This window comes from Streptosporangium canum, assembly GCF_900113865.1.
GTDB lineage: Bacteria > Actinomycetota > Actinomycetes > Streptosporangiales > Streptosporangiaceae > Streptosporangium > Streptosporangium canum.
Map to the genome: position 1 here is coordinate 320517 of NZ_FOQY01000001.1, position 14793 is coordinate 335309.

The following is a 14793-nucleotide window of genomic DNA, read 5'->3' on the forward strand; positions in this document are numbered from 1 at the left end:
ACAAGGAGCGGATCGATGGCGATGCGATTCGAGCACGAGTTCACGGTTCCGGTGCCGATCGAGCAGGCGTGGTCGGTGCTGCTCGACGTCGAGCGGGTCGCGCCCTGCCTGCCGGGGGCCACCCTCGACACGGTGGAGGGCGACTCCTTCACCGGCCGGATGAGGGTGAAGGTCGGGCCGATCACGGTGACCTACCAGGGCGAGGCCACGTTCGAAGACGTGGACAAGGACGCCCACGCCCTGACCATCAAGGCTTCCGGCAAGGAGACGCGGGGCGCGGGGACGGCCGGCGCCACGGTCGTCGCCCGGCTGTACCCCGCCGGCGCGGAGACCCGGGTGACCGTCGAGACCTCGTTCAACGTGACCGGCCGCCCGGCCCAGTTCGGCCGGGGGGTGATGGCCGAGATCGGCGGCAAGCTGATCGACAGGTTCGCGGCCAACCTGGCCGAACTGCTCGGGGAGAGCCCGGTCGCGGAGCCGGACGTGTCGTCGGCGAGCGTCTCGCCCCTCCCCTCGGCGGTCCCCGCGCAGGGCACGGCCGAGCAGGTCACCGCCGGCGTGGAAGACCGGCCGGAATCACCGGACACCACGGGCGCCCCGGACCCCACAGCCTCCAGAGACACCTCGGAGACCTCGGGCCTTACAAGCTCCCCGGGCTCGGGGGGCGAGGGATCCGGCGGGGTCTCCGGGCGGCACGAGCCGGTCCGCCACCTCACCGCCGTGCCCTCCTCACCCGAGGGGGCCGCGGTGGAGAAGGCCCTCGGCCTGGACGCCCACCCGGCGGGCACCTCCCGCACCTCCCTCACCCCCGAGGAGGAGGCGCTCGACCTGATGGAGATCGCCGGCCTGCCCCTGCTCAAGCGCGTCGCCCCGCTGGTGGCCGCCGCGCTGACCGGGATCGTCCTGGCGGGCTGGCTGATCCGCCGGACCCTGCGCCGCCGCTGAGCCGGCCCGTCTCCGCCGGCCGTCATACGCGTCTCACCCGTGGCGCCGGTACGGCTGAGGCCTGTGACAGGGCTCGACGCCGACGTGCGCGGCCGGTTCAGCGCAGGCATTCCTCCTTCTGGTCCGGCCCGCACCCCTCGGGGATGACAGGCTCGTCGTCGGTCCAGCCGAGCTTCTTGATCACCATGGACATGTAAACGATGCCCGGCGGGATGTTCCCCTGGTCGGCGGTCGGGACGGGCAGCACGTCCTGGGTCGCCAGCAGGTCGCCCGTCTCCCGGTCGATGACGATCTGCTCCTCCGACTCGCCGTTGGCTCCTCCGCGCAGGATGGCCACCCCCACCCGCCCTTCGACATCCCGGATCCCGTCCACGACCCGGACCCCGGGCAGCCCCGCGAGCATCCGGTAGACGGCCGCCCTGGTTCCCGGGGTGGTGGGGGCGTCCAGGAGGAGACGCTCGCCCAGCCCCCACAGCCAGTAGTCCTGCTCGGGGAGCTTCACCTGCGCCGACTGCGTGGACTGCGTGTCCTTCATGGCCTCCCGCGCGGCGGGCCAGTACGACAGCAGCTTCTCCTTCAGCTCCGCCGGGTCCTGGGGCAGGTCAAGGAGTTCCCTCACGCTCAACTCCAAGGTCGACTGTTCGAGGCCTTTCTTACCGGTGAAGAGGTACCGGGTCTTCCCTATGGGAATCATGTCGTTGCGGCAGTCGGTGTCCGATCCGCAGAGCCGGGGCGAGCCCGCCTTCTCCCACTCGGCCCTGTCGGCGGCGGTGAAGGGCCGGGTACCGAGCCCGCTGAACACCATGACCTGGTTCCGGTCGATCCCGTTCCACCGGACATCCCTGACGCGGTCCTCGGCGACGAACTCGCGTCCCCCGACGCTGATCCGTTGCCGGTAGACCTGTTCCATCTCCCTGCGCCAGTATCGGCCGCCGGTCGCCTCCTGCCGCCGGGCCATCCGGTCGGCGGCGGTGGAGAGCACCTCCTCGGCACTCGTCTGGGTCACCGTGGCGACCGGGCCGCCGCCCAGTCTGGGGACGACCGCGATGGCGCCGATCACGGCGACGGTCGCGGCCGTCGCGACCAGGACCCCCGTCCACGCGGAAATCCGCCGGCGCCGCCCGCCGTTCAGCACCCTGGCCCTGGCCTCGGCCGTCTTCCCATGCCCAGCGGGCGGGACGTCCGGCATCACGTCGTCGATGAGCTTGAACTCGTTCATCGGACCTCCACTCCCAGCGACTTGTGCAGCTTGGCCCTGGCCCGGCTGAGCCGGGAGGCGACGGTGCCGTAGGCGACCCCGAGCGCCTCGGCGACCTCGTCATAGGTCAGCCCGCCGTAGGCGACGAGCAGCACCACGTCACGCTCGCCCGTGGACAGCCCCGCCAGCGCCCCCGAGAGCCGGCCGACCGTCACCCCCGCCGCGACGCGGTCGACGACCCGCTGGTCGTGGCCGTCGTCGTCGGGTGGCGGCCCCGTCCTGGCCAGCGCCCGGTAGCGGCGCAGCTCGGCCCTGCGGTGGCGGCCGATCAGGTTGGTGGCGATGCCGTACAGCCAGGGCCGGATCGCGCCCCGGGCGGGGTCGAACCGGCCGCGCCGGCGGAAGGCGATCAGGAAGGTCTCGGCGGCCAGGTCCTCGGCGGTGTCGAGGTCGAGCCGCCGTCCGATGTAGCGGCGGATCTCCTCGTAGTGCGCGTCGAAGACGGTGCCGAACCGCTCGGGATCGACGACCGAGGCGGCGTCAGGGACAGCGATCATGCAAGGGTCTCCCCTGCCGGAAGGATCAGGACACCCCTTGTTGCCCGATGGTCGCACCACCCTTCCCTGTTTCCGGGGAGAGGCCCTGGCCCGTACGGGCCAGGGCCTCTCCCCGGACGTCGCCGGAGTCCGAGACCGCCGGAGGGGGGGAGGGGCGGTACGTCGGCCGCACGGTCTCGGAGGCCGTCACCGATCCACGGCCCGGCGGGAGTGGGTCAGTCGCTGAGTGACCACTTCTGCCCGGCCCCGCCGCTGCACTCCAGCAGATGGATCTCGGTGGCGGGGTTTCCGAGGGTGGCCGGGTCCGCGGACAGGCACTTGTCCGGAAGGATCTCGTTGCGGACCGTCACGTCGACGTCGTCTGCGCGCGCGGGCCCCGTGTCCCCCAGGGCGGTGCCCGTGGTGAGGAGGGTCAGCGCCGAGACGGCGGTGGCGGCGGTGATGCGCGCGAAGCGGTGACGTGCTGTGAGCCTTCGCATCTGGACCTCGTTCCTTCTGTCGCACTTACCGGAATGGCGCGGAGTGCCGGGCAACGGAGTGTCCGGCAGGGGAAACGGTGTCAGGAGCCGCTGTCGCGCCGGTCACCTTACGGTCACTTATCACTCACGCAGTGTCATCGACAGGTGACCGAACGCCAAGGATAAGTAACATAGCGTGACGTGGCGGATGCGCAGCGGAAGAGCCCCCCGCCGGGGCCGGGTTTCGAGTTCGGGGTCCTAGGGCCGCTCAAGGTGCTGCACGACGGCGCTCCCGTGGCGATCGGAGCGGTCGACCTGCACCGCTTCGACGCCCTGGTGCGCCGCGCCAGGGCGCGCGTCGGTGATACGCGGCCGGCCGCCGGCCTTCCCGCCGGCCTTCCCGCCGGGATGACGACGTTCGCCGGTCGCGAGCGGCAGCTCGCCGAGGCTCAGCGGCTGCTGACGCAGGCGCGGGACCGGTTCCGGCGGGGCGGCGAGATCGGCGACGCCCACACCGCCACGACGATGCGGGCCATGGCCGCGGCCCTCCTCGGCGCCTGGGCCCACATGGCCGCCTTCGCGCACGGCGTCCACACCGAGGAGGTCATCGGCCTGGCCCTGGACGAGAACCCGGTCAGCGGGGGGCCGCCGGCCGGGAACCAGTAAAAACAGCTCCAACAGTTCACAAGCCAGACGGAACCACTCTTAGTCACGGGAACACCTCATAATGTGATCAACCCACCGGACTGCAGCGTGGTCGTCATCACCTACAACGACGCCGTGCGGCTGCCCAGGGCCGTACGGTCCGTGCTCGGCCAGTCTCTGCGGAACATCGAGGTGATCATCTCGGACGACGCGAGCACGGACGACACCGAACGGGTCGTGCGGGAGCTCCAGCGGGAGGACCCCCGGATCCGCTACCTGCGCGCCGACGTCAACAGCGGCGGCTGCGGCGCGCCGCGCAACAGCGGGGTGGCGGCGGCCCGCGCGCCGTACGTCATGTTCCTCGACAGCGACGACCGGCTGACCAGGCACGCCTGCAAGAGCATGGTGCTGGAGATCGAGCGGACCGGCGCCGACTTCGTCACCGGGCAGATCTCCCGGCTGTACGAGTGGAGCGGCAGGACCCAGCGCTACTACCCCGGCCTGTACGCCAGGCGCAGGACCGTCGAGGGGATCGCGCAGGAGCCCGAGCTGTTCCTCGACTCCTTCAGCACCAACAAGCTCTACCCGGCCGAGCTGCTGCGACGGCTGCCCTTCCGGGAGGACCTGTACTACGAGGACCACGTCTTCACCACCGAACTCCTCTGCGCCGCGCGGCGGTTCGCCGTGGTCCCGTGGGTCGTCTACCTCTGGCACCGGGCCCTGGAGAAGAACGAGGAACGGCTGTCGATCTCGCTGAGCATCAAGGAGATGGACAACGTCCGGCACCGGATCAGGGCGGCCCGGCTGAGCGACGACATCCTGCGCGGCAACGGCCTCGCCCACCTGCTGCCCGCGCGCCAGCTCCGCTTCCTCCGCCAGGACCTGCGGGTCTACCTGAACCCGCTGCCCTCGCGTGACCCGGCGTGGGCCGAGGAGTTCTCCTCGCTGGTCCGGCCCTACCTGGCGGAGATCGCCCCCGAGGCCTTCGGGCTGATCGAGCCGGTCGCCCGGGTCTGCTGCGGCCTGATCCTCGACGGCCGGACCGACGAGCTCGTGGTGGCCGCCCGGTCCCTGAACGGGCCGCAGGCCGCCCCGCGGCACGCCGTACGGCAGGACGGCCGGACCTACTGGGGCACCGCCCCCGCCGAGAAGATGGACATCACCTCGCTCCGGATGGCCGAGCTGCCCTTCACCGCGGCCCGGCTCCGCCACGAGGCAGCCTTCACCGGTGAGGGCACCCGGGTCACGCTGACGATCAGGACCTACGACCCGTTCGGGGTGCTCGCCGCCAACCCGGGCTGGACCGCGTTCTTGCAGCTCAAGGACCACCGGGTGCCGCTGGCACCGCGCGAGCAGGACGACGGCAGCCATCTGAGCGAGGCGACCGTCGACCTCGCCGCGTTCGGACACGGCCCCCTGGGCTTCGGCGGCCACCACGACCCGCTGGTCGGGATCGTCCGCGCCGACGGCCGGGTCACCACCGACCGGCTGCTCGTCGACCCGTCCGCCGGGCCGTTCACCGCCGCCGTCCCCGGGCACCGGGTCACGGTCCGGGCGGAGGGGACGGCCGCGTTCCTCCGGGTGCAGTGGCGGCGCGGGGGCCTGCTCCGGCCGGTGCCCCGGCTGGGCCGGATCGCCCGCAAGGTGATCCGGCGGGTGGGCCGGGCGGACGTGAAGCTCCGCGTCTACAAGGGCCTGATCAAGGTCGTGCCGCCCCGCCGGGACCTGGCGCTGTTCGAGTCCGACGTCGGCGCCGGATACACCGGCAACCCGCGCTACGTCTACGAGGAGCTCAGGCGGCGGCGGGCGCCCCTCGACATGGTCTGGTCCGTCACCAGGGCCAGGCGGAACTTCCCCGGGGACGCCAGGCTGGTGCGGCGGATGAGCTGGCGCCACCTGTGGACCATGGCCAGGGCGGGCTACTGGGTGGACAGCCACGGCATGCCGCTGGCCTACCCCAAACCGGCCCGGACCCGCTACCTGCAGACCTGGCACGGCCAGGGCATCAAGTCGGTCGGCTTCGACTCACCGGACCTGCGGGCCGACTTCCCCGGGCCGCGCGAGCAGTGGCGGGCGGCGGTGGCGCGCTGGGACGCGCTGGTCTCGCCGAGCGCCGAGTTCGAACGGGTCTTCCTGCCCTCCCACGGGTACGAGGGGCCGGTGCTGCGGTACGGCTCGCCCCGGTGCGACGTGCTCGTCCACGGCGACGACGAGGCGGTACGGCGGGCCAGGGACAGCCTGGAGCTCCCGCCGGGGCGCAGGGTGCTGCTGTACGCCCCCACCTACCGGGACCAGGCCAGGTTCTCGGGGCGGTCGATCCGCGCCGATCTGGACATGATGGCCGAGGCGCTGGCCGACGAGTGGGTGGTGATCCTGCGCCCCCATCCGGTCGAGCGCTACCGGGTCCCCCAGCACCTGCGCCACTTCGTCCGCCCGGCCGGGAACTACCCCGAGGTCAACGACCTGATACTGGCCTCGGACGCGCTGCTGACCGACTACTCCTCGCTGATGTGCGACTACGCGATCACCGGCCGGCCGATGCTGTTCCTGATCGACGACTGGGAGGAGTACCGGCGTGTCGAGCGGGGCGTCTACCACGACCTGCCGTCGATCGCCCCCGGCCCCTGCCTGACCACCACGGAGGAGCTGATCGGCGCGCTGCGCGACCTCGACGACGTGGCCGCGTCGTTCGCCGCCAGATACATCGAGTTCCGCAGGACGTGGTGCGCCGACGAGAAGGGCCACGCCTCGGCGAAGGTGGTGGACGCCTTCTTCGGCCCGGCGCGGCCCCCGGCCGGGGCGCCGGCCGTCCCGCCCTTCACCGCGCGGCGGCCGATCCGGCTGCCCCGGCCGGAGCGGTCACCGGTCCGGCTCTCCCTGCGGGGATGGCTCATCCGGCTCTCCCTGCCGGGACGGCGGTTCCGGCTTTTCCCGCCGGACCGGCTCGTCCGGCTCTCCCCGCCGGAAAGACCGAGGTGAGCGGCGGATGAGTTGCGTGATGTTCGCCTGCATGGACGCCGACACGCTCGGCGGGACGCAGCGGGTCACCCACACCGTGGCGCAGGGCCTGGCCGAACGAGGACACGACGTGCACGTGGTCGGGCTGCACCGGGCCGAGAGCCCGTTCCGCTACGTGGACCGGCCCGGCTACCGGCACCACGTGATCCACCGCACGCCGGTCGGCAGGCTCTCCCGGCTGGGCGTGCTCCGGGAGCGCCGCAGGCTCGCCGGGCTGTTCCGGGAGCTGGGGGCGGGCTTCGCCGTCCTCGCCTCGCCGGGCGTGGTGACCCGGATCGCGCCCCTGCTCCCGGAGCGCCTGCTCCCGATCGGGCAGTACCACGGGTCCTACGAGCACGCGCGGGGCTCCTGGCACCTCGGCTCGGTCCGGGGCCGCTACGGCGAGCTGGAGAAGGCGGTGTTCCTCAGCGAGGACGACGCCCGGCTGTTCTCCGAGCACGCGCTGCTGCCCAACACCTGGGCCATCCCGAACCCGCTGCCCACCTGGCCGTCGCGGACCGCCGAGCTGACCGGCCACCGGATGCTCGGGGTCGGCAGGCTGGAGGGGGTCAAGCGGTTCGACCGGTTGATCTCGGCCTTCGCGGAGGCCGGCCGTACCGCGGGCGAGGACTGGGAGCTGCACCTGATCGGCGAGGGGGAGGAGCTGGAGCGGCTCCGCTCGCACGCGCGGGCGTGCGGGGCGGCGGACCGGGTGGTGTTCCGCGGCGCGGTGCCCGCCGCCGAGATGGGCCGCGAGTACCTGCGCGGGTCGCTGCTGGGGCTGGCCAGCGAGCACGAGGGGCTGCCACTGGTGCTCGGCGAGGCCGCCTCCTACGGCGTGCCCTCGGTGGCCTTCGACGTGTCGGGCGGGGTGCGGTCGCTGATCCTCCACCGGGAGACCGGCCTGCTGGCGCCGCCGGCCGACGTGCCGGCCTTCGCCGCGGCCCTGGCCGCGCTGATGGCCTCCGTGGAGGAGCGGCGGCGGCTGGGCGCCGCCGCTCGCGCGCACGTCGAGTCGTTCCGGCCGGAGCGGGTCGTGGACCGGTGGGAGGCTCTGTTCGAGCAGGTCAGCCGTTGACCGCCGGCCCGGGGAGAATCCGTGCCCGGCCGGGCGGCCGTCGGGGATTCCACGGCCGAGCGGGTCAGTTGTCGACCTTGACGGGCTCGTTGCGCGGCAGGGGCACCCCGGCCAGCACGAGCTGCCCGGTGGTGAGCCGGGCGCCCAGCGGGTTCGGCTCGCGGAGCCGTGTCAGCCGGTCGAAGGCCACCCGCTTGAACCGGGCCAGCTTCCGCTTGGCCGCGGTCCGCTCGTAGGCGACCATCCGCGAGGTCTCCGTCTTCGGCGCGCCGCTGAGCTCGTAGCCGTAGGTCTCCAGCCGGTCGCCGAGGACGCTCTCGCACAGCGAGATCTCCCAGGGGTCGAGCCGCTCCGTCCACGAGCCCGACCGCGAGGTGGTCACGTCCTCGTGCGTACGCGAATGCCAGGACTTGTGCGCGGGGCAGGCGATGTCGGCCACCAGCTTCGGCTCGCACATGACCGGGTCGAAGTCCTCCCCGAGGAAATCGCACAGCCTGCGCAGGTGCGCCTCGGGGTCCGTCGTCAGATCCTCGTAGCGCAGTTCGTGGTAGCTGCCCTCGGGGAGCTTCGGCGCGCCGTGCCGGGCGAAGTCGATCGCCTCGGCCCAGGCGGCGACCGCGCTGTAGACGCTCCCGCTGTACCAGGGCATCTCCTTCAGCGACGCCACGCAGTCACGGCCGTCCCTGATCAGGTGGACGAACTGGGCGTCGGGGAAGAGCCGCAGCAGCACGTCGATGTGCTGGAAGTACGACGGCCGCTTGTCACCCCAGCGCGGCTTGCCGTGCCGGGCCGCGTAGGCGCGGAGCACGATGCCCAGCGCCGAGCCGAGCGTCGACGGCCCGGCGACGATCTGCTCGACGACCTCCTCGCCCTCCAGGCCCAGGTCGTGGAAGCGCGACTGGCGGCGGTTGACCACCCACTCCGCCAGCTCGCGCCTGTGTGCCGGATCGTTCAGATCGCCGAAATGCAGCCGTCGCTGGTAGGCGGCGACCATGAACCGGGTCTCCGGAGGGATCGCGATGCGGGGGTGGGCGTGCGTCATGAGCTGCAGCATCGTCGTCCCCGAGCGGGGACAGCCAACGATGAAGATCGGTCGATCCGATTGCATGGTCAGACCTTCGCCAGCTCGCCCAGCTGCCGGGTGGTGAGCTGCGCGGCCACCGGACTCGGCTCGCGGAACCGGTTCAGGCGGTCCCGGAACTCCTTGCGCCGGCGGGCCCAGCGCCGCTTGGACGCCGCGTTCTCGCACGCCTCGACATGCTCCTTGGCCGCCTTGGGGGCGCCGCTCAGCTCGTAGCCGTTGGCGGTGAGCCGCTCGGCCAGCACGGTCTCGCAGACCGACACCTCCCACGGCTCCAGCCTGGACTTCCACGAGCCGGACCGGGCGGTGGTCACGTCGCCGTGGGTGTTCTGGTGCCAGACCTTGTGCTCCGGGATCGCCACCCGGGCCACGTGCTGCGGCTCGCTCATCGCCGGGTCGTAGTCCTCGCCGAGGAAGTCGCACAGCTTGCCGAGCTCGGTCTCCGGGTAGGCCGTCAGGTCCTCGTAGCGCAGCTCGTAGTAGCTGTCGGCCGGGAGGTTCTTGGCGTGCCTGCGGCCGTAGTCGATCGCCTCGGCCCAGTTGGTCACCGCGTGGAAGACGTCCTTGGTGTACCAGGGCATCTCCTTCAGCGACGCCACGCAGTCACGGCCGTCCCTGATCAGGTGGACGAACTGGGCGTCCGGGAAGAGCCGCAGCAGGAGGTCCACGTGGTGGAAGTAGCTCGGCCGCTTGTCGCCCCAGCGGGACTTGCTGTGCTGCTCGGCGTAGGAGCGGAAGGTGATGCCCATCGCCGAGCCCAGCGTCGGCGGGCCGGCGGCGATGTTCTCGATCAGCTCTTCCCCGTCGAGCTTGAGCTCCTTGAACTTGGTGTCCTTGTCGCTCACGATCCATCGGCCCAGCCTGCGCCGGTTCCCCTGCTCACGCAGGTCGCCGAAGACGAACCTGCGGTAGTAGCCGGGCACCAGGAAGCGTGTCTCCGGAGGCACCGCGATGCGCGGATGCGAATGCAGCATGAGCTGCAACATGGTGGTGCCTGAGCGTGGGCAGCCGATCACAAAGATCGGTCGGTCGGACTGCATGACAACGAACCCCCGTAGAAGACGATCAAACAGGTACGCGCTGCGCGTTCTCCGAGCGCGGCGCGGCGGGCGCGGCCCGGGTGAACAGCCACATTCGGTAGATCAGAAAGACCTCGTTGAGCAGGAGCAGCGCTCCTGCCACGATCGAGACGGGCAGCAGCGCCGCCACCCCGATCAGCGGGGCGACCACGAACACCGCCGCGTGGAACTCGATGCCGCTGATCAGGTGCGTCCGCACCCGGTGGCGGGTGAGGAACCGGCTGAGCCTGCGCCGCAGGGTGAGCGACCGGGGCGCCCTGGGCACCAGTGGATCCCTGGGCTCACGGGGCGGCACCGGCCCGATCTTCGCCGGGGGTTCCGGCCTGTTCTCTCTGACCACCTCGCGGACGCGCTTCATCTGCGGCGCGTTGACGTAGCGGAACAGGTCGAGGACGGCGACCCCGGCGCCGAGCATGACGTAGGCGACGTCCCCCGTCGCCATGTACTGCCCGAACGCCAGCCCGATCGCACAGCAGACCACCCGGATCCGGTCGCCCACGTAGTCGAGCCACAGGCCGAACGCGGTCCCGGTCTCCTTCAGCCGTGCGATCTTCCCGTCCATGCAGTCGACCATGAAGCTCACGTAGAACAGCGCGGCCCCCGCCACGAGCTGTCCGAACGCGAAGCAGACCGCCGACACCATGCCGAGAACCAGCGACAGACGCGTGAGCCCGTTGGGCGTGATGGCTGTGTGGTTGGCGACGAGCAGTGTGAGCCTGCACGCCACCGGATCGACCACGAAAACCGTCCACCAGGAGTCTCTTCGTTTGCGGGTCGCGTGAACGTCGTTCAACGAATAGGCCCTCATGCCTTCCAGCATGACCACCCTGCGTGATCGAAGGCTGACACTCGGGAGCCAAGAGAGAATCTCCATACCGGTTCTTGACCAGCAGCGTCAGTCAGGGGTTCCGCCACCTGTGAGACTCCCGCCGGTACGCCCCGGCGACTGCCGTTATTTCCGGTGAAAACCCGCAAGACCATCTGGCAGCCGTCCAGAGAGGCCCCCGGCCGTACGGCAGGCGCCACGGGCGGCGGCCCCGGTGGATGCCGGGGGGCCGGCGCGGGTCAGCTCCCGAAGACGTGGTCGACGACGCGGGCGGCGGCCCGCCCGTCGTCCAGCCGGCAGAAACGGTCCCTGAAGCCGCCGTACGCGGAGGCGTAGGCGGTGACGATCCCGTCGAGACCGGCCAGCGCGTCGATCACCTCGTCGGAGGTCGTCAGCAGGGGTCCCGGAGCGTGCCCGGCCGGATCGAGGTAGAAGCCGCGCACCCGGTCGCGGTAGTGCTCCAGATCGTAGGTAAAGAAGATCATCGGACGGCCGGTGCCGGCATAGTCGAACATGAGCGACGAGTAGTCGGTGACGAGGACGTCGGCGACGAGCAGCAGGTCCGTGACGTCCGGATACCCGGTGACGTCGACCACCCCCCGGACCCGGCAGGCAGGCTTCGGCGCCTCGGACGTGTGCGGATGGCCCCGCAGGAGGAAGACGTGGTCGTCGCCGAGCGCCTGGAGCGCCCGGTCGAAGTCCAGCCGGATGTCCAGGTGGTACCTGCCTCCCGGAAGGACCTGGTCGTCCCGCCAGGTCGGCGCGTACAGCACCACGCGCCTGTCCGGGGAGAGTCCCAGGGCCGTTCGCACCCGCTCGGCCTCCTGCCGGCTCCCGGGCCGGTGCAGCAGGTCGTTCCGGGGACGTCCGGCCTCCAGGACGGGCCCGCCGTACCGGAACGCGTCCGGCAGGATCGAGGTGCCGAAGGAGCTGGGCGAGACCAGCAGATCCCACCTCGCCACCTCCCGCGCGAGCCGCCGCCGGTGGTCGGCTCCGCTGCCGAAACGGCCGTCGGCGATGTCGTGGCCGATCCGCTTGAGCGGGGTGCCCTGTCCCGTCTGCACGTAGAGCTGGCCCTCACGCCCGGTGAACCAGCCCGGCGCCCGCTCGTTGGAGAAGACATGGCCGGCGCGGGCCAGCACCTCGTAGTGGTCCCGGCTGTCGCGCAGCACGACCCGCGCGTCCCCGGGGGGCCGCAGCCGGCCGTCGGCGGAGATCCACACGCACTCCCGGCCGTCACCCCTGCGCCGCAGCTCCTCGTATATCGCACGCGGGCCGTCGGAGTAGCGCCGCCCCCGCCAGGAGTCGAACACCACGAGCTCCCGGAGCGGCTCCTTCATGAAGGCCGGGTAGTCCCGCTCCATGAGACGCCGCTGGGCGTGGGCCCCCCGGTCGGCGCCGAGCGCCGGCTGGACGTCGATGGCGACGCCGTTCGAGCGGTGGGTCCGCACCCGGACCGTCTGCATTCCGGCCGTCTGCACGGGGGGCGGATCGGCGAGCAGGCTCCTGGCCGCCCGGACGGGAGACAGGTCCGCCCCGGACTCGACGAGGACCTCCCACCGGCCGTCGGCGAGCGGCATGTGCTCGCCGTACAGCTCGAACCGGGTCAGCGGGAGCACGCAGGAGAACCGCTCCCCCTCCTGCTCCAGCGGCACGTGATGCGTCTCGCCGCCGCCCGCCTTCCGCAGGACGAGCCGGGCCTGCGGGCCCATCACCCCGGCGCGCCGTCCCGCCAGGTGCAGGCTGTCGCCCGCCCCCTGCCAGACGTCGGTCACCGTCGGCCGGACGGGGCGGACCACCGCGCAGAGGGCGCCGAGCCTGGGCGCGACCACACCGACCTCACGGCCGTCCTCCACGGTCACGTACTCCTCGACGGCCGCGAGGCCGGCCGTCAGCCTGCGGAGCTTGCCGCCGCCCACGACGACGAACAGGTCCCACCTGGGGTCGGGGTCGATCTGCGGGCCGGTCGTGTCGCCGGTGGTGACGCCGGCCGGCAGGTCGGCCGGGAGCAGTTCCGCGACGGGAAGGCGGGCGCTGAACCCGACCCGGCCGCCGCCGAGGGGCACGCAGGACGCGGGGAAGCTCAGTTCCCTGCCGCCCCGGCGCAGCCGTGCCAGCAGCGTCCCGCTCACGTCGGCCGGGACGTCGGAGACCGTCCAGCCCGACACCTCGATCATGCCCTCCCCGGCCGGCCGGGGCTCCGCCACGGTGTGGACCCGCTGGACCTTGAACAGGACCTCGTCGTCGGGGTTCACCTCCACGTACAGGCTGATCTGAGGGGTGACCGGGATGCCGGGGAGCCGGCGGACGTCGCTGCCGGTGGTGGCGGTCAGCGGGCCGGACCGCCGTACGTCCTGCGCGACGACCTCGACCTCCAGCCGCCACCTGGCCTTCCGGACGGCCCCGGCCAGCACGGCGAGATCGATGTCGACCTCGAAGCCCGACCAGTCGTAGCAGGTCGTGTCGCGGCTGGAGGCAGCGGTCACGTCCGGGCGGAAGCGCCGCCGGACCGGCAGCTCGACCACGCGCTGGGTCCGGGTGTTGCGCAGCGTCATCGTGATCTCCGACGAGTCCTCCGCCGGCAGGCCGATGCCCTTGATGTGGGCGCGACCGGTCACGCGGAGGCGGTCGCCGTCCTCCCAGTCGAGCTGGTCGACCCGGCAGACCAGGGTGAAGTCGCCGTCGCCCGCGCGGAAGACCTTCCGGGGCAGCACCCCCCCGTGCATCATCGGGTGGTCGGCGTACCAGCCGAACACCCGGCGCGTCAGACCGTGGAAGGCGCCCTCCCGCCGGTCGGCCAGCACCTCGACGAAGTCGTCCGCCTGCCGGCGTCTCAGCAGCTCGAACACCAGGCGCTGCTCCCAGGGGAGTGCGGACAGGATGTCGGGGTCCATGCGCTCGACGAGCGAGCCGGCGTTGTCCACCAGGCGTCCGCGGTAGTCCTCGCCGGCGTCCAGCGCCGCGTTGACGTAGAGGGTGAGGTCGCTGCGGAGGACGAGTTCGTCGAACTGGCGCTGGAGCGCGGGGGACGCGTGAGCGGCCAGGAAATCCCGGACCCGCGTGATCGACGCGATCCGGTCCTCCAGGTTGCCGGGCTCGGTCCGGCTCTGCGTGATCGACGGGTCCCCCGGCTCCCGCTGCCGCCAGTAATAGACCACGTCGCTGAGCACGTCGACCGAGCGCGCCAGCACATGGGCCGGGAGGGTGACGGGCGCGTCCTCGTAAAGTCCCCCGGGAAAGCTGAAACCGTGCTCCCGGTAGAAATCATGACGGAATACCTTGTTCCATGCCGTGCGGTCCAGGAGCAGTTCGGGACGCGCGTTCACATGGGTCCGCCGGACGGTCTCCCTGAAAGGCCGGGAGTGCAGGCCGGACCGCCAGGTCTCGGTCGAATTGAGATAGAGGACGTTACCGCACGCGAAATCCGAGCCCGATTCGGAGAGCGCGGAGACCAGCAGTTCATAGGCGTCGGCGGGCAGCACGTCGTCGCTGTCCAGGAAGCACAGATACTGGCCGGTCGCATGGAGCGCACCGGCGTTCCTGGCCGCTCCCAGCCCGGCGTTCTCCTGGTGGACCACCCGGAAGCGGCGGTCCTTCCCGGCGAACTCCTTGGCGATGACAGCGCTGCCGTCGAGCGATCCGTCATCCACGCAGATGACCTCCAGATCGCGGAGCGTCTGCCTGGCGACCGACGCCAGGCAGCACTCGAAATAAGGTTCCACGTTAAAGAAAGGGACGATAACGCTCAGCAGCGGCGACAAAATGTAAGCCTCCAACGTCGTCGAAATCCGGAATGACCGAAGTGACCTCATGGAAGGGTCCGGAGCGGTTCCGGAGACGCTCCATCTCGATGAGATCGAGAATGAGGAGAACGTCCGATAGACGCACGGGCCATGCGTTTAAATGACGCGGCTGTTGTCGAGCCTTGA

The 14793-nt window shown here is 71.4% G+C and carries 11 protein-coding genes; 4 read left to right on the plus strand and 7 right to left on the minus strand.

Going from position 1 to position 14793, the window contains the following annotated elements:
* Positions 1 to 15 precede the first annotated feature (15 nt).
* Entirely contained in the window at positions 16 to 945 is a 930-nt protein-coding gene (locus BM085_RS01355; RefSeq protein ID WP_093885212.1) for an SRPBCC family protein, read from the plus strand.
* Between the two features lie 97 nt (positions 946 to 1042).
* Here BM085_RS01355 and BM085_RS01360 read toward each other — a convergent pair whose 3' ends face one another.
* The 3 genes from BM085_RS01360 to BM085_RS01370 all read right to left on the minus strand — a co-directional run bounded on the left by BM085_RS01360 (position 1043) and on the right by BM085_RS01370 (position 3179).
* Positions 1043 to 2164, minus strand: a complete 1122-nt coding sequence (locus BM085_RS01360) for a CU044_5270 family protein (RefSeq protein WP_093885213.1) — start codon at positions 2162 to 2164, stop codon at positions 1043 to 1045.
* Positions 2161 to 2700, minus strand: a complete 540-nt coding sequence (locus tag BM085_RS01365; protein WP_093885214.1) for an RNA polymerase sigma factor — start codon at positions 2698 to 2700, stop codon at positions 2161 to 2163. Before BM085_RS01365 ends, BM085_RS01360 begins: the two co-directional genes overlap by 4 nt.
* A gap of 215 nt (positions 2701 to 2915) precedes the next feature.
* Entirely contained in the window at positions 2916 to 3179 is a 264-nt protein-coding gene (locus tag BM085_RS01370; protein ID WP_093885215.1) for an RICIN domain-containing protein, read from the minus strand.
* A 180-nt stretch (positions 3180 to 3359) separates the two neighbouring features.
* On the opposite strand from BM085_RS01370, the gene BM085_RS01375 reads away from it, so the two are divergent.
* The 3 genes from BM085_RS01375 (at position 3360) to BM085_RS01385 (ending at position 7878) form a co-directional block, all read left to right on the plus strand.
* Positions 3360 to 3824, plus strand: coding sequence for a hypothetical protein (locus BM085_RS01375; protein WP_093885216.1), 465 nt, complete (start codon positions 3360 to 3362; stop codon positions 3822 to 3824).
* 63 nt (positions 3825 to 3887) lie between these two features.
* Positions 3888 to 6782, plus strand: coding sequence for a bifunctional glycosyltransferase/CDP-glycerol:glycerophosphate glycerophosphotransferase (locus BM085_RS01380; RefSeq protein WP_245789052.1), 2895 nt, complete (start codon positions 3888 to 3890; stop codon positions 6780 to 6782).
* Positions 6783 to 6789: 7 nt separating this feature from the next.
* Entirely contained in the window at positions 6790 to 7878 is a 1089-nt protein-coding gene (locus BM085_RS01385) for a glycosyltransferase (protein WP_093885217.1), read from the plus strand.
* A gap of 64 nt (positions 7879 to 7942) precedes the next feature.
* Here BM085_RS01385 and BM085_RS01390 read toward each other — a convergent pair whose 3' ends face one another.
* The 4 genes from BM085_RS01390 to BM085_RS01405 all read right to left on the minus strand — a co-directional run bounded on the left by BM085_RS01390 (position 7943) and on the right by BM085_RS01405 (position 14676).
* Positions 7943 to 8986, minus strand: coding sequence for a sulfotransferase family protein (locus BM085_RS01390; RefSeq protein ID WP_093885218.1), 1044 nt, complete (start codon positions 8984 to 8986; stop codon positions 7943 to 7945).
* A gap of 2 nt (positions 8987 to 8988) precedes the next feature.
* Positions 8989 to 9999: a sulfotransferase family protein gene (locus BM085_RS01395; RefSeq protein ID WP_031160945.1), complete on the minus strand. Its 1011-nt coding sequence runs from the start codon at positions 9997 to 9999 to the stop codon at positions 8989 to 8991.
* A gap of 25 nt (positions 10000 to 10024) precedes the next feature.
* On the minus strand, positions 10025 to 10846 hold the full coding sequence (locus BM085_RS01400; protein WP_245789053.1) for a CDP-alcohol phosphatidyltransferase family protein: 822 nt from the start codon (positions 10844 to 10846) through the stop codon (positions 10025 to 10027).
* A gap of 257 nt (positions 10847 to 11103) precedes the next feature.
* Complete coding sequence (locus tag BM085_RS01405; protein WP_281249801.1) at positions 11104 to 14676, minus strand: bifunctional glycosyltransferase/CDP-glycerol:glycerophosphate glycerophosphotransferase; 3573 nt, start codon at positions 14674 to 14676, stop codon at positions 11104 to 11106.
* Positions 14677 to 14793 lie beyond the last annotated feature (117 nt).

Bases quoted from the DNA above. Each gene is read 5' to 3' on its own strand.
- BM085_RS01400 (WP_245789053.1), bottom strand. From the start codon at position 10,846: ATGAGGGCCTATTCGTTGAACGACGTTCACGCGACCCGCAAACGAAGA.
- BM085_RS01370 (WP_093885215.1), bottom strand. From the start codon at position 3,179: ATGCGAAGGCTCACAGCACGTCACCGCTTCGCGCGCATCACCGCCGCC.
- BM085_RS01385 (WP_093885217.1), top strand. From the start codon at position 6,790: ATGAGTTGCGTGATGTTCGCCTGCATGGACGCCGACACGCTCGGCGGG.
- BM085_RS01395 (WP_031160945.1), bottom strand. From the start codon at position 9,999: ATGCAGTCCGACCGACCGATCTTTGTGATCGGCTGCCCACGCTCAGGC.
- BM085_RS01355 (WP_093885212.1), top strand. From the start codon at position 16: ATGGCGATGCGATTCGAGCACGAGTTCACGGTTCCGGTGCCGATCGAG.
- BM085_RS01360 (WP_093885213.1), bottom strand. From the start codon at position 2,164: ATGAACGAGTTCAAGCTCATCGACGACGTGATGCCGGACGTCCCGCCC.
- BM085_RS01390 (WP_093885218.1), bottom strand. From the start codon at position 8,986: ATGCAATCGGATCGACCGATCTTCATCGTTGGCTGTCCCCGCTCGGGG.
- BM085_RS01405 (WP_281249801.1), bottom strand. From the start codon at position 14,676: ATGAGGTCACTTCGGTCATTCCGGATTTCGACGACGTTGGAGGCTTAC.
- BM085_RS01365 (WP_093885214.1), bottom strand. From the start codon at position 2,700: ATGATCGCTGTCCCTGACGCCGCCTCGGTCGTCGATCCCGAGCGGTTC.